The organism is Adlercreutzia sp. DFI.6.23 (assembly GCF_024462535.1).
GTDB classification, from domain to species: Bacteria; Actinomycetota; Coriobacteriia; order Coriobacteriales; family Eggerthellaceae; genus Adlercreutzia; species Adlercreutzia rubneri.
The window spans coordinates 87,167-108,678 of record NZ_JANGBP010000010.1 but is presented as its reverse complement, the minus strand read 5'-3'; the positions used below and the strand labels follow the sequence as shown (position 1 = coordinate 108,678).

Genomic DNA, 21,512 nt, shown 5'->3' with positions numbered 1-21,512 from the left:
CATCCACTTCGTGTGCGACAGGCTGTGTGCCTTGTTTGCCAAAACGGCCGCCTTTCCGGGCTGATACGACTTGAACACCCGTATCGTATCCCGACTGGCGGCGTTTTGACGCAAGGGCGGAGCCTTCGACGCGCACCCGCATAGCGGGTGGTTTTTTGCCCGCCGCGCTTCGCGCGCCGTGCAGGCTCACGAGCCTGAAAACGAGGAGGGCGTCCCGCTAAAGGACGCCCTCCCGGAAGGATGACAGCCGGCAGGCTGTTATCAACGAATCTTAGGCCGCGCCGGGCAGGATGAGCATGGCGGCGGTAAGAATCACCATGCAAACCACCCCGAGCACGACGAACAGCTTGGCTCCGAACTTGAGCCAGGTCGAGTACTCGATCTTGGCGAGGGCCAAGCCGCCCATGATGGCGCCGGAGGTCGGCGTGAACAGGTTCACAAGGCCGTTGCCGGCGGAGTAGATCATGACCATGGTCTCGACCGAGAAGTTCAGCTGGCTAGCCAGACCACCCATGATGGGCATGGACACGGTGGCCATGCCGGAGGAGGACGGGATCAGGAAGGACAGGACGATGTAGAGCAGGAACGACAGCGGAGCGAAGATGATCGCCGACATGCCCGCGAGCGCGTTGGCCGCATTGTTCAGGATCCACATGTCCAGACCGGTGGAGGCCATGAGCACGGTGATGGAGCGGGCCAGCGCGATGATGAGCACGACCGACATCATGTCGGCGGCGCCGTTGATGAACGCCTTCACGAAGCGGCTCTCGGACACGCCGCCGATGACGCCGATGATGAGCGCCATGAGCAGGAACCACGTGGAGGCCTCGTCGAAGTACCACTGGCCCAGAGGAATGCCGGTGAGGAAGCTCGACCAAGCCGGAGTGACCTCCTCCTCGGAGACCGAGGTGGCCTCGAAGGGAGCGGCAACCTCGGTGGTGGTGCCGTTGGCCTCGTCGTAGGCGGCAATGACCTCATCGCCCGCAACCGTCGTCGTCACTTCCTCATAGGACTGGCCGGCCACAAAGCCATCGAAGCCCAGGTCTTCCCAAGGAATGAACGAGACGATCATGATGACGAAGGTAAGCGCGAACACGATGAGGGTGGCCTTCTGGCGACCGGTCATCTTCGGAGCCATCTCCTGACCGTCAGCAGCCTCGGCCTCGGAGTCGGTCATGCCCCACTCGTTCATCATGTCCTGCTGCTCCTGCAACGACAGGAAGGTGGAGCCCTTGTCGGCCTTCACCTTCTTGGCGTAGCGCATCACGAAGATGATGGAGATGATCGTCGTCGTGAGCCAGAGAATAGCGCCGAGTGCGATGATGATGCCCTGGTTGACGGCAATGCCGATACCGGAGAGCGCATCGACGGCCACGCCCACGGCGAACGGGTTCACAGTCGAGCCCAAAACGCCGCAGCCGGCGCCCAAAAGGACGACCGCCGCGCCGGTCAGGCTGTCGAAGCCGGCGGCCACCATGGTGGCGGCGAGCAGCAGGTAGAAGGGCACCGTTTCCTCGCACATGCCGTAGGTGGTGCCGCCGATGGAGAAGATGAACATCAAAATGGGGATGAGCACGAGCTCGTTGCCCTTGAGCTTGTGCACCAGCGCGGCGATGCCGGCATCGAGCGCGCCGGTCTCGGTGACGATACCGAGGAAACCGCCGAGGATCATAACGAACAGGCACACGCCGATGGCGTCCTGGAAGCCGAAGACCGGCGCGGTGAGCACGCCGGAGAGCGTGGCCCCCTCGATGCCCTCGACGCCACAAGCGGCCATGATAACGGTAATGACCGCAAGCGCCACCAGGATGATCAGCAAAATAGTGAACGAAGAGAGGCTCGCGCGCTTCTTCTTTTTAGTATCAGCCATAGGAGTTTCTCCTTAAGGGAGAGGCGGCCGATAAGGGAGATCGGCCGCCGTTTGGACAGGAAGAAAGCCTAGATAGCCTCGCGCCAGGCCGGCATGGACATGCAGCGCGGGCCGCCACGGCCGCGGCTAAGCTCCGCGGACGGCATGACCAGGCAGTTGATGCCGTTCTTGTACAGCACGTCGTTGGTGACGTTGTTGCGCTGGTACACCACGACCGTGCCGGGGCGCACGCAGAGCGTGTTGGAGCCGTCGTTCCACTGCTCGCGCTCGGCCGCGATGCGGTCGCCACCGCCGCAGGGGATGAGCTTCACGGGCTGGCCGACGTACTCGGTCAGGATGGACTCCAGATCCTCGTCGCGCTCGCGGATCTTGGTGCCGCCGTTGCCGTCCGGGGTGATCTCGAAGACGGTCAAAGGTCCCATGATGCCGGGATGGATGGTGAATTTGTCGTAGTCGATCTGGGTGAACACGGTGTCCAGGTGCATGAAGGCACGGGACACCGGGATGTTGAAGGCCAGGATGGTGTCGATGGTGGACGTCTCGTCGCCGAACACGTTGTGGGCCAGCTGATCGATGGCGTCGGGCTCGGTGCGCTGGGAGATGCCGATGGCCAGCACGTGCTCGTTGATGTTCAGCACGTCGCCGCCCTCGATGTGGAAGGTGTTCTCGCGGCTGTAGTACTGCGGCACGTCCTTGAAATCCGGGTGGTAGTTGAAGATGTAGTCGCCGTAGATGGTCTCGCGGTTGCGCGTCTGGCTGTACATGCGGTTGATGCCCACGCCGTTGCCGATCATGTTGAACGGATCACGGGTGAAGTACAGGTTCGGCATCGGGGCGCACACGAGCTTCGTGCGGTCGGACACCATGTCCACGAGCAGGTTGGTGTGCTGCTGCGGGAGCTCCTGCAGGTTGATGCCCGCCATGGTCTTCATGACCATGTCCTTGGTGCCGGCGTACTCACTATTGATGTAGTCCTTGATGATCTGGGTGTACAGATCGGTGCGGATGCCCGCCTCGTAGATCCACTGGTCGAGGAACTTCTCGCGCAGGGCCGGATCGGTATCCAGGGCCTCGGCCATGAGGTCCTCCAGGTACACGACCTCGACGCCCTCCTCGCGCAGAATTCCAGCGAAGGCATCGTGCTCGGCCTGGGCGACCTCCAAGAACGGGATGTCGTCGAACAGCAGCTCCTCCAGCGTGTTCGGGGTGAGGTTCAACAGCTCGTCCCCCGGGCGATGGAGGATAACCTTCTTGAGGTTACCGATCTCGCTCTTGACGTTTACTCCTTGCATGTGACTCTCCGATCTGGCGCATCCGCGCCACTCGATTGCCGGCTGCCGCGATTTCCCTTCCGCGGCTCCGCGGGCCTCGAAGGAACAGGCTCGCGATTTCATGAATTCAATGTGCAGGAACTATGAACTTTGCGAAAGGTCTAAACCAGTTGTAGCTCGCCCCAACTTGTCAGCCTCTCTTCTTCCGGTTCCTTCTACAACCGACCTAAACCACAGGTCAACAATGACTTTTTGACTTATCTTCTATTGACTCTCCGTCAGAAAATTAGGCACTGTTACCGTTTCGTAAGCTTTCTGCTCAAAAATCCTCGCCCCGGCCCTTCTCCACAACTCGCCTTTATTCGACCCATTGGGAGCAAATGGAGCGCCATCCAAGCCTTCGGCGCTATCGGCGGCCCCCCGCTCCCCTCAAAAGTCCCCGCGAAGCGATATAATGGGCCGCGAGCATAGATTTAATGCGGATCGGCTGGAACGAAGGGGTCTATGGGACTGGCGATTTTCTACGAGACGCTCTTGGTTATTCTCGTCTCGGCACTGACGGCGGCAGTGTGTCTTTCCTCGTATTTGGTGACGAAGCGAAAGACGATGCTGTTCGCATGCATCGCGTTCATGTTCTACTTCTTCGACGTGGCCTCCATCCTGCAGGACGATTATGCGGCGCGCGAGCTGGCCTCGGGGCTGACCCAGGAGTACTATTTCATCCGCTCGCTCTACACGATGGTCACCGGAGCCGGCTTTCTCGGTGCCTTCTGGTTCATGGTCTGCGAGTACATCGGCGAGCGCCGTCGCAGCATCCGCATCACGCCCATCGTCGTTTATGCCGCCCTCTCGCTGATCCTGCTCGCCATCTCCGGCGAGAGCAAAGTGCTGAGGTTCTGCTATTACAGCTGCCGCGCCGCCTTCATGTTCTGGATCCTCGCCTATGGCGCCGTTCACTACCTGCGCACGAAAGACCCGGTCGAGCGGCAACGACTCGGACGCTACAAGAACCATTGCATCGCTCTCGCCCTGCTCGGAATGGTCATGGTGGCCGAGGACGCGCTGTTCTTCCTCGTGCTGTCCACCGACACAATCACCTTGGGGCCAATCACGCTGTCAGCGGAGCGCAACTACGCCGAGAACGTGCTCATGATGGTCTGCGCGGCCATGACCTGCTGGTTCGCCCTGCGTCAGCTGGATATTCACTCCAACAAGGCACCCGTGGTGGACGATACTCTCCGCTATCGTCAGACCGCCGAGGATCTGCTCGTCTACGCCAAGCGCCACCAGCTGACGGCCCGCGAGCAGGAGGTGCTCGACTACATCCTGCGCGATCAGGACAACCAGAACATCGCCTCGTCGATGTCGCTCTCCCCTTCCACCGTGAAGGTGCACGTGCACAACATCTTGCAAAAGACGGGGCATACTAACCGCCAGGAGCTCATTCAGGATTTTTGGAAGACGGTGTAGGGGCTCCTCTGACTGGGAGGTCGGGAGGAGGTATCCCCAGCCCGCTGCGCGCTTTATCCCCTTTCGAACGCGGCAAAAGAAATAGCGAAAGGAACGCACATCAGTCGGTACCATCCCCGCATCGCTGCTGCTGAAGTGGAAGCTATTTCTTAACGGCCGCGTTCTACAGGGGGCGCGCAGAGGTCTGGGAATACCTCTTCCCGACCTCCCAGCGCATGGCTCACTCAGCTGACTTGGTCGACTCGCTAGTGCGCCTCGGCCCAGGTGGGGCCCCAGCTGACATCGGCGATGAGGGGTACCTTCAGCTCGACGACGCCCTCCATGACCTCTTTCACCATGGCGGCCAACCGCTCCACTTCCCCAGCCGGCACCGAGAAGTCCAGCTCGTCGTGCACCTGGATCATGAGCTGGGCCGCAAAGCCCTCGGACAAAAGCCGGCGCTGCACCTCGTTCATAGCCATCTTGATGATGTCGGCGGCGCTGCCCTGCATGGGGTGGTTCATGGCCGTGCGCTCGCCGAAGGCGCGCTGCTGGCCGTTGGAGCTCTTCAGTTCGGGAATGTGGCGCTTGCGGCCGAGCATGGTCTCGGCGAAACCGCGCTCCTTCGCCTCGGCGACGGTCTCGTCCAAGTAAGTGCGCACGCCGGGGTACGCCTCGAAGTAGCGGTCGATCATCTCGCGGGCCTCGGCCACGGGGATGTCCAGCGTCTGGGAGAGCCCAAAGGCCTGCTGGCCGTAGACGATGCCGAAGTTCACCGCTTTGGCGCGGCTGCGCAGCTCCGGCGTCACCGCCTCCACCGGCAGACCGAAGACGCGAGAGGCCGTGGAGGCGTGGAAATCCGCCCCGGAGTTGAATGCCGCCACCAAGTGCTCGTCGCCGGACAGATGCGCGAGCAGGCGCAGCTCGATCTGCGAGTAGTCCGCCGACAGGAACAGCTCGCCCGCCCGCAGCGGCACGAAGCAACTGCGGATCTGGCGGCCGAACTCGGTGCGCACGGGAATGTTCTGCAGGTTCGGGTCGGATGAGGACAGGCGCCCGGTCGTGGTGACCGTCTCGTTGAACTGGGTGTGCACGCGGCCGTCGGCGGCCCGCATGCGGGGCAGGGCGTCGATGTAGGTGTTCTTGATCTTCGAGAACTCGCGGTAGCGCAGGATGAGGTCGGGCAACGGATGGATGGCCGACAGCTCCGTGAGCACCTTGGCGTCGGTGGAGTACCCGCGCTGGTTCTTCTTCACCGGGGGCAGTTCCAGTACCTCGAAGAGGATGTGGGCCAGCTGCTTGGGGGAACTCAAGTTGAAGGGCTCCCCGGCCAGCTCGTAAATCTGGGCCGTGAGACCGTCCACCTCGGCCTGGGCCTCGCACCCCAGCGCCTCCAGACGCTCCACGTCGATGGCGGCGCCCACGCGCTCCATGACGGCGAGCACCCCCACGAGCGGCAAGTCGATGTCGGCATAGGCGTCCCAGCTGCCGTCCTTCTTCAGCGCCTCTTCCAAGAGCCCCTTCAGCAGTCGGGCCGCCGTGGCGCGGATGGCCGCGCGCTCGGCGTCGGTTTCGGCCTCGGGCAGCGTGGAGGCGGCCAGGACCTCCATGAGCGAGTCGTAGGTGTAGGCGGAAAGCGACGAGTTCAGCACGTAGCCCGCCACGGACAGGTCGAAGCCGTCGGCAGAGAGCACCTCCCCATCGCTCACGAGAGCCGGCTCGGCGGTGTCGGCCGGGTACACCCGGTGCAGCTCGGCCTTTACGTCCAGGGCCACGAAGGAGCCCTCGCGCACCACCTGGGCAAGCAGCGCCAGCGCCGCGTCGCCGACAGCGATCACCGTCGCCTTATCGGTGGCAAACGCGCCACAGGCCCCCTCGTCGAACAGCGACACCTGCTCGGGATCGACGAAGGCGACGCCGATGGTCTCCCCGGCCGCCACGGCCCGGGCGACTTCCGCCGCACCCGCATCCCCTTCGAGCATCGGGGCCACTTCCAGCTTCGCCTCCCGCGAGGGCGGCTCGGCGTCGATCATGGCCAGCACTCGGGCCAGAGGACTCGCCAGCTGGTACTTGCCGAAGGTCTCCTCCACGTCCGCCGCATCGAAGGCGGGGAAGCTCACCGACTCCAGATCGAGGGGGAAGTCCAGATCGGTCACGATGGTCGCGATCTCGCGGGACAGAAACGCCGTCTCGCGGTTGTTCTCGATGTTCTCCTTCTGCTTGCCCTTGAGCTCCCCCACATGCTCGTAGATGCCCTCCATGGAACCGTAGGTCTGCAAAAGCTTCGTGGCGGTCTTCGGCCCGATGCCGGGCACGCCGGGGATGTTGTCGGAACTGTCGCCCATAAGGCCCAGATAGTCGATGAATTGCGCCGGTGTCACGCCGTAGCGCTCCTCCACCTCGGCCGGCCCGTTGATGGTCACGTCCGTGATGCCCTTCTTCGTGGTCACGATGCGCGTCAGCTCGCTCGCCAGCTGGTAGGCGTCCTTGTCGCCGGTGACGAGCAGGGTCTCGTATCCCAGCGCCTCGTCGCGGGCGGCAATGGTGCCCAGAATGTCGTCGCCCTCCCAGCCGGGCACCTTCACCACGGGGATGGCCATGGACTCGAGCAGCTCCTGAATGACGGGAAACTGCACGTGCAGCTCCTCGTCCATGGGCGGCCGCTGCGCCTTGTACTGGGCCATGGCCTCGATGCGGTGCACCGGCTTGCCGGCGTCGAAGGCGCACACCACCGCGTCCGGCGAGGCCATCTCGATGAACTTGCAGAGCATGGTGAGGAAGCCGAAGACGGCGTTGGTAGGGGTGCCGTCCTTGGCGGTCATGGGCGTCTGCACCGCATGGTAGGCGCGATGCATGAGCGAGTTTCCGTCGATAACGGCGATCTTTTTTGACATTTCGAGCCTTTCGGGTCTTAGGCGTTCCACAAATAGCCGACGCCGCGCACCGTTTCCAGGCGCTGAGCGAGCTCCGGGCCGAGCTTGGCGCGAACGCGGCGCACGTGGACGTCCACGGTGCGGCTGCCGCCGTAGTAGTCGAAGCCCCACACGCGGCGCAGCAGCGCGTCTCGGGAGTAGGTGCGGCCCGGATGGGTGACGAGGAAGGCGAGCAGGGCGTATTCCAAATAGGTGAGGTCCACCGGCTCCCCGCCGACCTTCACCTGGTAGGTGGCAAGGTTCACCGTCATGTTGTCCACGGTGATGTAGTCGGCCGAACTGCCCTCGTTGCCGGGCCACAGCAGCTGACGGATGCGGGTGGCGCACTCGGCGGCGCTCGCCCCGTGCACGACGAAGTCGGCCTTGCAGGACACCGGCAGACGGAACTGGGCCAGCTGGTCCTCGTTCACAATGACGAGCATGGCAGTGGCGCCTTCCTCGGCAAGCGCCGCCTCTACCGAGGCCACCGTGCCCAGAGCGTCGCCCCGGGCCTCGTAGATGACCAGATCGTGGCTCGGGTGCGCCGCGAGCAGCTTCTTGAACTGCACCGATGAGCCCGCAGCCACGTCTACGTCCAGCTTCGAGAGCACCTGCTGGAACTTGTGGGCGTTATCGAGGCTGTCCGCGATGAAGATTACCGTTTTGCGCTGCATGCTACAACACCGCCAAATTGCGCTCGAGCTCCCACGCGGTCACGATGCCCTGGTAGGCCTCCCATTCCTCGCGCTTGGTGCGCACGAGGTAATCGTGGATGTGCTCGCCCAAGGTCTCGCGCATAAGGCGGCTTTCCGCGAAGCGCTCCACGGCCTCGCCGAGGGATTCCGGCAAGGTCTCGATGCCCCGCGCCCGATGCTCGTAGCGCGTGCAGCCGATGGGCGCGGCCTCGTCGGCGGGGGGCATGAGCTCAAGCCCCTCCTCGATGCCCGCCAGCCCCGCGGCCAGCATGACGGCGAAGGCCAGATAGGGGTTCGCCGCCGGGTCGGGGCTGCGCAGCTCCACCCGACAGGCCGACTCGCTGTTCGGGCGATAGCCTGGGATGCGCACCAAGGTCGAGCGGTTGCGCGCGCCCCAGCTGATGCAGGTGGGTGCCTCACCTCCCGGCTGCAGGCGCTTGTAGGAGTTCACGTACTGGTTCGTGACCAGGGTGTACTCGGGCGCGTACTTCAGAAGGCCGGCGATATAGCTCTTCGCCGTGGCCGACAGGTTGTAGCCCGACGGATCGTCCGGGTCGAAGAACACGTTGTTGCCCGAGCGGTCCATGAGGCTCTGGTGCACATGCATGCCGTTGCCGGGCGCGTCCGCCATGGGCTTGGGCATGAAGGAGGCGTACACCCCGTGCTTCATGGCGATTTCCTTCACCACCTGCTTGTAGGTCATGACAGCATCGGCCATGGAGAGCGCATCGGCGTAGCGCAAGTCGATCTCGTGCTGGGAGGGACCCTTCTCATGGTGGGAGTACTCCACGGGAATGCCCATCTTCTCCAGGGTGAGCACCGTGTCGCGGCGCAAGTCGGAGGCGGAATCGAGCGACGTCAGATCGAAATAGCTGCCGTGGTCGAGCACCTGGGTGCCCTCGGCGTCCTTGAAGTAGAAGTACTCCAGCTCGGGCCCCACGATGAACGAGTAGCCGGCCTCGGCGGCCCGACGCACTACGCGCTCCAGCACATGGCGCGAATCTCCCGCGTAGGGTTCCCCTTCCGGCGTGCGGATGTCGCAGATCATGCGGGCCACGGCGTTGGCCTGGGGGCGCCAGGGCAGGATCTCGAAGGTGGAGGGGTCGGGAAAGGCCAGCATATCCGACTCCTGCGCCGCCGAGAACCCCTCGATGCAGCTGGCGTCGAAGCCCATGCCCTCCTCGAAGGCGCTCTCCAGCTCGCCGGGCACCACCGCGAAGGACTTCATGTTGCCCAAAACGTCGGTGAACCAGAACCGAACGAAATGCACATCCCTGCTCTCCACCGTTTTCAGGACGAAGTCCTGCTCCGGATTCGCAACCATCTCTACTCCCATCGGTCGCGTTACATTCAACCTTCAGCATTATAAAACCGCGCCCGCTCCCCCATGCGGGAATTCACAGGACGGTAAAAGAAAAGACCCGCCGCACACAGGGGGTGCAAGCGGGTCTTGCGTTCACCGAATGCGATGACGGGCTACTCGGCGGCCTCCACGGCCTCGGTCACCTCGGCGTCGGTCAGCTCCACGCCGGGAGCCTCCTCGGCGGTGCCGGCGGCAGCGGCGTCCTCCATGTTCTGGACCTCTTCCATGGCCTCGGCGCGGGCGGCCTCCTCGGCGGCCTTGGCGGCATAGGCGGCGGCACGCTCGGCCTTAGCGGCGGCCTTGGCCTCGCGCTCGGCCTTCTTGGCGGCCTCGCGCTCGGCGATCTGAGCGGCGCGCTCGGCCTTCTTGGCGGCCTCGCGCTCGGCCACGACGTCCTTAGCGGCGCCGAAGCGGTCGGCGAAGCGCTGGACGCGTCCACCGGTGTCGATGAGCTTCTGGGTGCCGGTGTAGAACGGATGACAGGCGTTGCAGATGTCGATCTTCAGCTCGGGCTTGGTGGAGCGGGTGGTGAAGGTGTTGCCGCAGCTGCACTTCACGACGCAGTCCACGTACTCCGGATGAATACCTTGCTTCATTGGGTTCTCCTAACTTCCTTGGTTTCCGACCAAGGGGCCGAATGCGGCTTGGTTTCCGACCAAGCCCTGAGACAAGCTTGTCTATATTAGCATCGTTTTCCCCGAATGCAAGAAAAAAGACCCGCGCAACACGGGTCTTTCTCATTTCGCTCCGCGAGCGGGCGTTTAGATCTCGGTCACCCACAGGCCGTGGAGGTTGCAGTGCTCGTAGACCTTGAGCGGCGTCTCGCCCTCGGCGATGACGAACTCGGCGTGGGGCGCCTCGCCCGGGGCGAGCGGGTGAATCTGGTAGCCCTTGTCGGTCACCAGGCAGATGAACTGGATCCAGTGCTCCTCCAGCATGGGATGATCCACCGAGCCGACGTTCACGACGACCTTGTTGCCCTCGACCTCGACGGCGGGCACGTGCTTCTCCAGGGCGGCGTCCTGGGAGCCGGCGACCAGCTCAACCATCTTCTCGCCGCAGCACACCAGCGGCACACCCGCGTCGAAGACCTTAACGGCAATGTTGCTGCAATGCATGCACTTGTAGAATTTCACGTCCATGTTCTACCTCATATCTCTTGTAGCTGCTCGTTACAAAGAGCCGCAGACGCGCTGTCCGCAGCCTTGAAATATTGTACTGGAAGGAGTGCCACCCCGATTTCCGCAACGCCGGGTGACACCACGTCGTTACAAGAAAACCCGATGGAGCGCCTAAGCCGCATCGCCAGGGACAGACGGCGGCTGAATCTCCTGCGGTCCGGCCTGGGGATGCCGCGTCCTCGCCGCATAGATGAGCAACGCGATACCGGCCACGATGAGCGGTGCCGAGAGCACTTGGCCCATGGTGAGCCAACCGCCCCACAGGTATCCCAGTTGCACGTCGGGCTCGCGCACGAACTCGATGAGGAAGCGGAAGATGCCGTAGAGCACCAGAAATGCGCCGAGGAAGGTGCCCTGGGGCCTCGGTGGCCGCTTGCGCGAGAGCGCGAACAGGACGCAGAAGATGACGATCCCCTCCAGCACCGCCTCGTAGAGCTGGCTGGGATGCCGCGGCATCATGCCGGCCGCGCCGCCGAACACCACGCCGAGCGGCCCGTCGGTGGGCGCGCCCCACAGCTCGCCGTTCACGAAGTTGGCGCAGCGGCCGAAGAACAGGCCAATCGGCGCCGCAATGGATCCCAAGTCGGCCAACGTGAGAAACGGGATGCGCGTCATACGGGCAGCTACGGCGCCGCCGATAAGCAGCCCCACGAGACCGCCATGGAAGCTCATGCCCCCCTGGTTGAACGCGAGTATCTCCAGCGGATGGGACAGGTAGTAGCCGTCGCCGTAGAACAGCACGTATCCGATGCGCGCACCCAGCACCACGCCGACGATGGCGCAGACCATGAGCGTAAGCAGGTTGTCCTCGCTCATGCCGAGCTTCCAGCGCTTCGCCACGAAGTAGATGATGGCGGCGGCGCAGACGAACCCGAGCACGTAGGCCAGGCCGTACCAGCGCACCACCAGAGGCCCCAGCGAGAAGGCGATGGGGTCGAGCCCCTGATAAATGTCGTTCAGCATTACGATGTTCCCTCATGGGCGCCCATACCAGCACCCAGCTCGATAGCGGCAAATACAACTTCCTCCCGCAACTCGGGCGGAATGGTCAGAAGCGCCGAGATGCGGGCGGCGCAATGGGGGCAGGTCAGCGTGAACAGCGCCAGGTCGGAGCGCAGGGCCATGAGCGACTCGTAGGATCGCACATCGACGTCATCGGCCCCGCAGGCCGGACAGGTCACCTTCGCTTTCACCGCTCTCACCGCCTTCGCTCGCGCTTGAACCTTTACCGAACCGCATTGTAGCAGAGCCCCTCGACAATCACGCAAAAGCAAGCCCTCTCACCCAACTGCCTTCTCGGTCTTTGCAAAAAGTCGAGAGAAAATGGTCACAAAATCGAGTTCTGGGTTCGGCTGAACCCTAAAGAAGGCCTTACATCGACGAGATTCGCCCTTGATTTGCGAGAAATTAATTCAATACATTAATTTCTCCTCTTCCAAATTCCCGTTTAGAACCCAAAAGTCGATTTTGTGACCATTTTTCTCGAAACCTATGTCGAAACCTAAAGAAGGAAGCGGTTGCGGCCGCTGAACTTGTCGCGCGTGCGGGTCTCCGGATCGATATCCGGCCCGTTCACAAGGAAATGCTCGCAGAAGCGGCACACCTGCTTGACCGCCGCGTCGTAATCGCGATTCGGGTTTAGAAGCACCCCGAAGTCCTCGCACACCACATGGGTCGGTCGATGGCACGCCGCGTAATGGCAGTCTGCCGGGCACGGCTCCCCCGGCACGTTGTGCGGACAGCGCCCCTGCATCTCGTCATCGCACCCGCGACGGCTCCAGCACCCTTCCATACACCAGCCTCTCATCTCTACGAACAAACGCTTAATTGGCAAAGTCAGCGAGAGGCTCTGACGCGTTTCAGATTCGCCCGCCTTTGCACCAAGTTGGCTTCGGCCAACGCCGCGTGCAAAACAAGGGTGAATATGAAATGCGTCAGAGCCTCGCAGCGTCGAGTGGTCCGTGTGGCCGTCAGGCCGCACGGAACAGATTACATCGCCGGCACCACGGAGGTAACGCCGGGCACGCGCTCCTTCAGGATGCGCTCGACGCCATTGGCGAGCGTCATCTGGGACATGGGGCAGCCCTTGCAGGCACCCTGCAGCTCCACCGTGACGACGCCGTCGTCGGACACGTCCACCAGCTGCACGTCGCCGCCGTCGGCCTGCAGGCTCGGGCGGATCAGCTCCAGCACCGCGGCCACATCGGACTTCTCAACCATGAGTCACTCCTATCGTGAGAGGTTTCCTATATCGGCCAGCATCATAACACAGAGGGCGCCTAGCCGATCCAGTCGGTGCCGATGATCACCAAAACGTTGGTGTCGAAGGCATAGAAGTCACCGCCGTTCACCACCCGTCCCGCAGACAGGTCGCTCACGATGGCCTTGGCGGCGATTTCGAAGGCCTCGTCCTTGTAGATGACGAGCGTCTCGGGGTACACCGTGCCGTCGTCCACGTTGCCGACGGATTTCACGTCGTAGCCCGCCGAGGTCAGAAGCTCGCCGCAGCGGGCCGCCGCTCCCTGAATGCCGCTGCCGTTGCGCACCTCCACGGTGACGAGGCTGCGATCGACATTGGCAAGGTTGCCCTCGAAGCTCTCTGGCGAGTTGCCCGCATTCACCGCCTCCATCATCGCGGCGAGATCCTCGTCGGACACCTCGTAGGTCTCCTCGCCCTCGTCGGAAGTCGTAAGGCGCCCGGGAACCACGGCAGCATACACCGTCGCTTCCGTGAGGGGGCTGAGAGCATCGCCCAAGGAAATGAGCTGGCCGCTCGTCCAGTCCGTGGAGACGAAGGGCGCGCCGTCGGCTATCACGCTCGGGAAGGAAAGGCCCTCGCCCGAGGTGGCGCGCTCGGCCAGGTTCACCGTGAACAGGGCCCGCATCTTCGCCTGCGTTCCCATTGCATCGCTGTAGTTGGCCGCCCTCAGAAGCGTAAGCGCCTGGGCGCCGTCGAGCGTCTGGGCTCCGGCGGCCAGCACATGGATACCGGCCCGGGGGTCGTCCACCTCCTCGGACAGCTCCACGGGCACGCCCCCCACCAGATCGACCAGGGAGGCGAGGCCCTCGGCATCGGTGGACGCGAAGTGGGCGAACTGAACCCCGAGCAGCGACCCGGCGGCCCGGAGAAGCTCTGCGTCGCCGCCCACCGACGCGGCGTCGCGCAGGGCGTGGCGCTCGCCGTCGGAAAGCTCCACGGACACCGAGGGCGGCAGCGAGATGAACGTAAGCGTGCGGGCGCCCTCGTCGATGCGCACGGCGAGGTAGGCCTCGTCAGACGCGGAGGGAGCCGCCGTGTTCTTGGCGAGATCGGCGGCGAGCAGCGCGTAATAGGGCGCGCCCTCCTCGGGAGCCGCCAGCGCCTCTTTGGCGTTCGAGTCGCCCAAGGACAGCTGAGAATCGGACCAGGCGAAGAACGCCGCCGTGCCCGCCACAACGGCCACCACTACTACGAGCAGGGCAACCGCCCCGAAGAAGATCATCTTGCGGCGGCGCCCCTTGGCCTGAATCTCCTCGGCGTAGCTGCGCCGGGCGCGGCGCCGAGCGTAATCGGAGTCGCTCTCGCCGCTCGTGGCGCCCACGTCCACCTGGTCCACCATGCCGCGGTCGGCTCGGCGGCTGCGGCGTCCGTCGGAGAAGTCGACGCGGGCCGGACGGTCGGCGCCGGCAGCGTGCCGCCCCCGAGCGGAGGAGCCGCGCTCCACATGGGAGCCAATCATGGAATCGTTCACGCGTCGGGAGACGCGACGGGTCTGGGAGGCCGAAGGGGCCTTTTTGCCATGCAGTGCCATGGACGCCCCTAGCGGAGAGAATCCGCGGACACGCGACGGATGTCGGCGCCGAGGGAGGCCAGCTTGCCCACGTAGTCCTCATAGCCGCGGTCGATGTGCTCGAGGTGATGCACACTCGTCTCGCCGTCGGCCACGATACCCGCGAGCACGAGGGCCGCGCCCGCCCGCAGATCGGTGGAGGACACGGGCGCCCCCTCCAAATGATCGACGCCGCGCACGATGGCGTGGTGGTCGTCCAACGTCACGTCGGCCCCCATGCGCATGAGCTCGGCGGCGAACATGAAGCGGTTCTCGAAGACGTTCTCCGTGATGACCGACACGTCATCGGCCAGGGCCGCCAGCAGCATGAACTGAGCTTGGAGATCGGTGGGAAACCCGGGGTGCGGCAGCGTCTGGATGTCCACGGAGGACAGGGGCTCCTCGCGGCGCACGGTGATCCAGTCGTCGCCCGTTTCGACATCGCAGCCCATGGCGCGCAACTTCATAATGGCCATGCGCAAAAAGGCGGGGTCGATGCCGTGCACGGTGAGGGGGCCTCCGGTAAGCGCGCCGCCGACGAGAAAGGTGCCCGCCTCGATGCGGTCGCCCACCGTCGTGTGCTCGCAGGGATGGAGCGTCGAGAGCGGCACGCCCTCGATCTCGATGAGCGAGGTGCCGGCGCCGGACACGCGCGCGCCCATGGCGTTGAGCATGTTCACCAGATCCTCGATCTCGGGCTCGCAGGCGGCGTTCTCGATGGCCGTGTGGCCCTCGGCGGTCACGGCGGCCATGAGCATGTTCTCCGTGGCACCCACCGAGGGGAACTCGAGGTACACGTGGGTGCCGCGCAGGCCGTTCGGCGTCGTGGCGGCCAGAACGCCGTGATCCACGTCGAACGCAACGCCCAGGGCCTCCAAGCCCACCAGGTGCATGTCGATCTTGCGGGCGCCGATCTGGCAGCCGCCGGGCATGGCCACCCGCGCCTCGCCGAAGCGCCCGATGAGCGGCCCCAGCACCGAGATGGAGGCGCGCATCTTCGAGACGAGCTCGTAGGGCGTCTCGCAGCTGTCGACGTCGGCAGTGTTTATGCGCAGGGTATGCCCCTCGCGCACCACGGTGGCGCCCAGGCGCGCGAGCACCTCGCTCATAAGTTCGATATCGGAAATGAGTGGCACGTTGTGCAGGATCGTCTCCCCCTGCCCCAGAATGGACGCGGCCATGAGCTTCAAGGCCGAGTTCTTGGCGCCGGAGACGCGCACGTCGCCTTTGAGGGTATGATTTCCCCGAACGATGATGACTTCCTGGTTCATTTCTAGTCCTTTTGCCGGGACGCCCGAGCGCCCCGCGTCATGCAACTATTCACAAGTGTCCCTATTATAGAAAAAAGCCCGCGCACCCGCGCGGGCTTTCCTCCTTTTGGAAATAAATCCATCCCGTTGCGGCTACTCGCCCAGGGCGAAGCGCACGAAACCGGTGATGGCGATTTTTCCGCCCAACTCCTTGGCGCACTCATCGGCGTACTGGGCCACCGTGAGGTCGGGGTTCTTCACGAAGTCCTGCTCGGCGAGGCAGTTCTCCTTGTAGAACTTGTCCATGCGGCCGAGAGCGATCTTCTCCTGGATGGCCTCGGGCTTGCCGGACTCGGCGGCCTGGGCCTTGTAGATCTCCATCTCGTGGGCGGCCACGTCGGCGGGCACGTCCTCGCGGGTGGCGGACACCGGGTTCAGAGCGGCCACCTGCATGGCGATGTCGCGGCCACACTTCTGGAAGGCGTCGGAGGCCGGATCGATGCCCTCGACGTTGAAGGTCACCAGAACGCCGATCTTGCCGCCGCCGTGGATGTAGGCGGACACAGCTTGGGCGTCCACCACGGCCACGCGGGCCAGCTGCGTGTTCTCGCCCATTACATGGATGCAGTCGGTGACGATCTCCTCGACGGTCTCGCCGTCGATGACGGCGGCCTTCAGCGCGTCCACATCGGCCGGCTTCGCGGCAAGCGCCGCCTTGGCGATCTTCTCGGCGTAGGCCTTGAACTTCTCGTTCATGCCCACGAAGTCAGTCTCGCAGTTCAGCTCGACCACGGCGCCGGTGGTGCACGCATCGTTCACGATGGCCATGACGGTGCCCTCGTTGGTGGCGCGCCCGGCCTTCTTGGCGACGGCGGCGAGCCCGCGGGTGCGCAGCACGTCGACGGCCTTCTCCATCTCGCCCTCGGCCTCGGCCAGGGCCTTCTTGCACTCCATCATGCCCGCGCCGGTCATCTCGCGGAGCTCTTTCACCATGGAAGCGGTGATGTTAGCCATGAATTCCTCCTTTGGGGAAAACGGTGGTTCTTACTCGGTCGGGTTACTCGGAAACCGCGTCGGCGACCACGTCGGCAGCGACCTCGGCGCCCGCGCCCTCGGCCACGTCGGCAGCGGCCTCGACGGCCACTTCGGCCACGGCGTCGGCGGCAGCGGCCTCGCCGGCCATCTCGGCGGCGGTCACGTCAGCGCCGGTGCCGGCGATGACGGCATCGGCCATGAAGTCGGCCAGAAGGCGCACGGAGCGGATGGCGTCGTCGTTGGCCGGAATGCCGTAATCCACGTCGTCCGGGTCGCAGTTGGTGTCCAGCGTGCCCACGACGGGGATCTCCAGACGATGGGCCTCGTGCAGGGCGATGCCCTCGCGGTTGGTGTCGATCACGAAGATGGCGTCGGGCACCTTCTTCATGTTGCGGATGCCGTTGAGGTTGGTCTGCAGCTTCGCGAGCTCCTTGTGCAGCAGGATCTGCTCCTTCTTGGGAAGCAGCGCCATGCGGCCGTCGGCGTCCATGGCCTCCAGCTCCTCCATGCGCTTCACGCGGGTGCGGATGGTGGCGAAGTTGGTGAGCATGCCGCCGAGCCAGCGGGCGTTCACGTAGGGCATGCCGCAGCGGTTGGCGGCGTCGGCGACGGCCTCCTGGGCCTGCTTCTTGGTGCCCACGAACAGCACGGTACCGCCCTTGCGGGTGAGGTTGCTCACGAAGGTGTAGGCGGCGTCGAGCCCGTAGAGGGTCTGCTTCAGGTCGATGATGTAGATGTCGCCGCGGCTGCCGAAGATGTACGGCTTCATCTTGGGGTTCCAGCGGCGGGTCTGATGCCCGAAGTGCGCGCCGGCGTCGAGCAGCGTAGTAATGCTGACTTTCGTCATGATCACTCCATTCGTTAGTCCTCTGCCCGAGGTCATCCCAGCTCAACCGCAGCCTTTTCCGGTGGCCACTCGCGGTGCCGGTCGCCCGAGCATGTGTGATAATTGCCGCTGCCCATCGCACGCCTGCGAAGACAGCCTGTCTAAAATAGCACAATCCCCCGCAAAAGCAAGGGATTGCGCAAAGAAAGTACGACAAGGCAGACAAGCGCCGGAGGAGGCGTCCCCGCGCAGCAAGAAGGCCCTCGACAATCGTAGCCATCTCATTCCCCTTCCGCTACAAAGCTCCCAGCCCGCGCTATCTCGTCCGCACCACTCAACGAACAGCATCGCGGCCGCAACCTCCGACCGACAGCCTCCGCCACGCAGCCGCGCAACCGCGACTTCCGGTTCGATGCATCGGATCCGCCATGCTGGGCACTCGCAGCCCCATTTGCGCGCTCTCGCTCATCCCTTACGGACCATCGCTTTCGCGGACAGGACATCCGAAGGAGCAAAAAGAGCCCGCCAGAAGCGGGCTCTCGGAACGATCGGTCCGGCACGTTAGCCTTACTTGTACTGCGACTCGTGCTTGCGGAAAAAATCGAAGCGCGGAGGGAGCTCGTGGATGCGGTGGGCGCCGGCATCGATCTCGATGGCCGGGCACAACTCGTCGTTGGAATCGAAGTCGTAGTTCCAGCTGAAGAAGTCACCGAAGTCGAAGCTCAGGTAGTCGCAGATCTTCTCGCAGCCCACGGGCACGACGGGATGCATGAGCAGGCAGGCCACGCGCAGCAGGTAGAACGAGTCCACAAGCACCTGGCGGCGCGCATCCGCGTCCTCGGACGCCTCGGCGGCCTTGATGCCGTCGGCCCACCACTTGTTCGACCAGCGGATGAACTCGTCGCACACCGACATCACCCGGTGCAGCTCCACCTTGTGCATGCGCTCCTCGTAGTCGAGCAGCGCCTCGAAGGCGCGACGACGCACCTCGGGCGTCACGGCGCCCAAAGGCATGCAGCCGTCGAAGTTCTTCTGCGCCTCGTAGAAGCAGCTGCGGGCGAGGCGGTTGAACACATTGGTGAGCAGCGCCCCCTCCTTGAGCACCGGGTCGGCGTAGCGCGGATCGTCGCGCTTGGCCGGGTCCGGGTCGAAGGGCTTCGGGGAAAAGCCGACGGACTTCTGGTCGAGCCCGAGCGCCAGGAAGTGGGCGCGCAGCTGCTCGGGCGTGTAGTGCTCCAGCAGCTCTTCGCCCGTGGGCGGCTTCACCGCGCCCGACGAGGAGGCCTTCTTTTTCCCGAAGAGCATATGGTGGTTCGCCACGAGCGTGGTCTGGCGCATCTGGGAGTCGGGGCCCTCGGCGAACAGGCCGCCGGGGCGCAGAGCCTCCCACAGCGCCGGCTGGGCCACGCCGTAAAAGTACAGGTTGTCCTGGCCGATGAACTGGTAGACCCGAGCGTCGTCGGAGCACCAGAAGTCGCGCCAGCTCGTGCGCGGCATCCCCTGCTCGTCGTTGATCGTAATGGTGAACGAGATGGGCGCCCACAGCGATTCGGGCCAGCACCACACCGTGAGCCCCTCCACGCCGTCGATGACGGGAGCGCGCACGCCCCATTCTATGTTGCCGGTGATGCGGAAGGGCACGAGCGTCTTCGAGGTACGGAAGCGCAGGCCGGCCGCGGCCAGCGCGTCGCGGGCCCGATCGCGCTCGCCGATGGAGGCGAACTCTATCTCGAAGGATTGCTTGTTGCCCTCGGCGGGACGGAACTCGTGGGGCGGCAGCTCGGCGGCCATGGCCTCGTACTCTTCCAAGTGCTCGTTCTTCACGAAGATCACGGGCGGCGCCAGAAACTCGGCGATGGCCTTGGTCACTACCGGGCGCACCTCGTCGTCGGCCTCAAGCTCGCGCACGTAGCCCTTCAGGAAGTCCTCGAACCCGGGCAGATCGAAGTACCAGTTCTCCACGGGCCGCATCTCGGGGACGGTGCCCGTGAGCGTGGATACCGGAGCGATGAGGTCCACTGGCGCGTACTGGTGCCCCAGATCGCACTCGTCGGCGTAGGCGTGCTCCGACTTGCAGCCCTGCACGGGGCAGTGGCCCTGCACCTGGCGGCCGTTCAGGAAGGTGCCGGCCTTAGCGTCGTAGAACTGCAGGGTGGAATCCAGCTTCAAGTGGCCGCTCTCGTGCAGGCGCTCGATGAACTGGTCGGAGATCATCTGGTGCACGTCGCCCGCGTGCCCGATGCCGCTTCCCTCGTAGATGTCCAGGCTCACCTGGAAGGCCTCGAGGGTCGCCTTCTGGCGCTCATGGTTGGCGAGCACGTAGTCGGCGATGGTGCCCGAGAACTCGCCGGCCTCCACCAATTTGCGGTAGCCCTCGTTGATGGGGCTGCCGAAGCAGTCGGTACCGGAGACGAAACGGACGTTCTCGGCGCCGATGCGGTCGCGCAGAAAGCGCGCGAAGGCGTCGGCGGGCACGAACACGCCGCCGATGTGGCCGAAGTGCAAGGGCTTGTTCCCATAGGGCATGCCCGCCGTCACCACGGCGCGGGCGGGCCACTCGACCCGCTCTCTGCTATTCAAGTCCGACACGGTTCTCCAACTCCTTCAGTGTCCCGGAAACATCCAGCGAATCTTCGGTGCCCATGATATCCAGAAGGCGCGACAAATCGCTCGTGGACGACTGCAGATACACGGTATCAGCATCGGCGATACCGGCCAGCTCGCAGGCCTTCGCCACGGCGGCCTCTTGGGTGCCCAACTCGTCGGCCAGCCCGTTTTCCACGGCGTCCATGCCGGTGAACGTAAGGCCCGTGGCCAGCGCGCGCACGTCTTCCACCGGCATGTCGCGGCCCTCGGCGACGAAGTTGATGAACACCTCGTTGATCTGATCCACCTGATCCTGGTACCAGGCGCGCTCCTCCTCGGTGAGCGGGCGGTTGCCGGCGCCGGAGTCCTTGGCGTCGGCCGAGGTGATGTTCTCGACGGATATACCCAGCTTCTCGTAGAGCCCCGACAGGTCGGTCACCGACATGATGACGCCGATGGAGCCGATGGAGGTCGTCTTGTCCGTGAAAATGTAGTCGGCCTGGGACGAGATCATGTAGGCGGCACTCGCGTTGATGGAGGCGCTCGAGACCACCACGGGCTTGGAGAAGTCGCGGATGTAGGTGCTCATCTCCTCGCCGGCCGTGGCCACGCCTCCGCCGGAGTTCACGCGCAGCACGACCGCCTTGATATGCGGGTTCTGCTCGGCGGCGTCCAACTGGCTTTTAAGCCCCTCGGGGCTTGAGGTGGTGCCGTCGTACTGGATGGTGCCGCTGATGTTGATGATGCCCACGGTGTCTCCGGTAACCGTGTCGGCCCAGGAGGGCGACTCGTAGGAGAAGGCCCCCATGGAACTGGTGAACACCGAGGTGCACGACCCGATGGTGGCCACCCCCAAGATGAGCACCGTCAGCACGGCGGCCAGACCGACGATCCAACCGCGCCGTTTGGGCTGCTGGGCCGGGACGGCCCCAGCCGCGGTGCCGTAGGGAGCCTGGGCCGGCGCCGCGTAGGCGGCAGCCGGCTGCGACTGGGGCTGCGCGGCGTAAGCGGCTTGGGACTGGGCGGCATAGGCGGCAGTCGGGCGCGGCTGGGCAGCGGCGTAGCCGTAGGGATTTGCCTGCGCCTGCGGCTGCGGAGCCACCTGATAGGGAGGCTGGGGAGCGGCCTGCTGCGATGGGGCGCCCTGCCCCTGCCCCGCCGATGTGCCGCCCGAGGACGGGGTGCCCTCCTGCGGTGCGCCCCAGGCGGCGTTCTGCCATTGGTTTTGATCGCTCATGATGCCTCTTTCGTCGGGCCGGATTCGT

Annotated in this window: 18 protein-coding genes; 1 reads left to right on the top strand and 17 read right to left on the bottom strand. The window is 64.4% G+C overall.

Annotation, left to right across the window (positions count from 1 at the left end; genetic code table 11):
* Window positions 1–271: 271 nt before the first annotated feature.
* Both NE591_RS10180 and arcA read right to left on the bottom strand, forming a co-directional pair.
* Window positions 272–1,870, bottom strand: a complete 1,599-nt coding sequence (locus tag NE591_RS10180) for a YfcC family protein (protein WP_227070754.1) — start codon at window positions 1,868–1,870, stop codon at window positions 272–274.
* A gap of 68 nt (window positions 1,871–1,938) precedes the next feature.
* Complete coding sequence (arcA, locus tag NE591_RS10175; RefSeq protein WP_227070755.1) at window positions 1,939–3,162, bottom strand: arginine deiminase; 1,224 nt, start codon at window positions 3,160–3,162, stop codon at window positions 1,939–1,941.
* A gap of 483 nt (window positions 3,163–3,645) precedes the next feature.
* On the opposite strand from arcA, the gene NE591_RS10170 reads away from it, so the two are divergent.
* Complete coding sequence (locus NE591_RS10170; protein ID WP_227070756.1) at window positions 3,646–4,611, top strand: helix-turn-helix transcriptional regulator; 966 nt, start codon at window positions 3,646–3,648, stop codon at window positions 4,609–4,611.
* Window positions 4,612–4,856: 245 nt separating this feature from the next.
* Here the strand turns inward: NE591_RS10170 and polA are convergent, their stop codons facing one another.
* The 15 genes from polA to sppA all read right to left on the bottom strand — a co-directional run bounded on the left by polA (window position 4,857) and on the right by sppA (window position 21,484).
* Entirely contained in the window at window positions 4,857–7,484 is a 2,628-nt protein-coding gene (gene polA / locus NE591_RS10165; protein WP_227070757.1) for a DNA polymerase I, read from the bottom strand.
* A 17-nt stretch (window positions 7,485–7,501) separates the two neighbouring features.
* Window positions 7,502–8,176: a winged helix family transcriptional regulator gene (locus NE591_RS10160; protein WP_022740168.1), complete on the bottom strand. Its 675-nt coding sequence runs from the start codon at window positions 8,174–8,176 to the stop codon at window positions 7,502–7,504.
* Window position 8,177: 1 nt separating this feature from the next.
* Window positions 8,178–9,521, bottom strand: a complete 1,344-nt coding sequence (locus NE591_RS10155; protein ID WP_157012849.1) for a glutamine synthetase family protein — start codon at window positions 9,519–9,521, stop codon at window positions 8,178–8,180.
* A 152-nt stretch (window positions 9,522–9,673) separates the two neighbouring features.
* On the bottom strand, window positions 9,674–10,156 hold the full coding sequence (gene rpmE, locus NE591_RS10150) for a 50S ribosomal protein L31 (RefSeq protein WP_114540480.1): 483 nt from the start codon (window positions 10,154–10,156) through the stop codon (window positions 9,674–9,676).
* A 165-nt stretch (window positions 10,157–10,321) separates the two neighbouring features.
* Complete coding sequence (locus NE591_RS10145; RefSeq protein ID WP_227070758.1) at window positions 10,322–10,702, bottom strand: desulfoferrodoxin family protein; 381 nt, start codon at window positions 10,700–10,702, stop codon at window positions 10,322–10,324.
* Between the two features lie 150 nt (window positions 10,703–10,852).
* Window positions 10,853–11,704 carry a prolipoprotein diacylglyceryl transferase gene (lgt, locus tag NE591_RS10140; protein WP_161127780.1) on the bottom strand — a complete coding sequence of 284 codons (852 nt, stop codon included), beginning with the start codon at window positions 11,702–11,704 and terminating at the stop codon, window positions 10,853–10,855.
* The gene (locus NE591_RS10135) at window positions 11,704–11,934 is read right to left on the bottom strand and encodes a hypothetical protein (RefSeq protein WP_022740173.1); all 231 of its coding nucleotides are present in this window, start codon (window positions 11,932–11,934) and stop codon (window positions 11,704–11,706) included. Before NE591_RS10135 ends, lgt begins: the two co-directional genes overlap by 1 nt.
* 308 nt (window positions 11,935–12,242) lie before the next feature.
* Entirely contained in the window at window positions 12,243–12,533 is a 291-nt protein-coding gene (locus NE591_RS10130) for a hypothetical protein (RefSeq protein WP_041714575.1), read from the bottom strand.
* Window positions 12,534–12,730: 197 nt separating this feature from the next.
* On the bottom strand, window positions 12,731–12,961 hold the full coding sequence (locus NE591_RS10125; RefSeq protein WP_022740175.1) for a NifU family protein: 231 nt from the start codon (window positions 12,959–12,961) through the stop codon (window positions 12,731–12,733).
* Between the two features lie 59 nt (window positions 12,962–13,020).
* Complete coding sequence (locus tag NE591_RS10120; protein ID WP_227070759.1) at window positions 13,021–14,532, bottom strand: LCP family protein; 1,512 nt, start codon at window positions 14,530–14,532, stop codon at window positions 13,021–13,023.
* 8 nt (window positions 14,533–14,540) lie between these two features.
* Window positions 14,541–15,821, bottom strand: coding sequence for a UDP-N-acetylglucosamine 1-carboxyvinyltransferase (gene murA / locus NE591_RS10115; protein ID WP_227070760.1), 1,281 nt, complete (start codon window positions 15,819–15,821; stop codon window positions 14,541–14,543).
* Window positions 15,822–15,953: 132 nt separating this feature from the next.
* Entirely contained in the window at window positions 15,954–16,814 is an 861-nt protein-coding gene (gene tsf, locus NE591_RS10110) for a translation elongation factor Ts (protein WP_227070761.1), read from the bottom strand.
* Between the two features lie 43 nt (window positions 16,815–16,857).
* The gene (gene rpsB, locus NE591_RS10105) at window positions 16,858–17,682 is read right to left on the bottom strand and encodes a 30S ribosomal protein S2 (RefSeq protein WP_114540508.1); all 825 of its coding nucleotides are present in this window, start codon (window positions 17,680–17,682) and stop codon (window positions 16,858–16,860) included.
* Between the two features lie 546 nt (window positions 17,683–18,228).
* Window positions 18,229–20,250, bottom strand: a complete 2,022-nt coding sequence (locus tag NE591_RS10100; RefSeq protein ID WP_256156660.1) for a class I tRNA ligase family protein — start codon at window positions 20,248–20,250, stop codon at window positions 18,229–18,231.
* Complete coding sequence (sppA, locus tag NE591_RS10095; protein WP_114540489.1) at window positions 20,234–21,484, bottom strand: signal peptide peptidase SppA; 1,251 nt, start codon at window positions 21,482–21,484, stop codon at window positions 20,234–20,236. The genes NE591_RS10100 and sppA overlap by 17 nt, the downstream gene beginning before the upstream one ends.
* Between the last annotated feature and the right edge of the window lie 28 nt (window positions 21,485–21,512).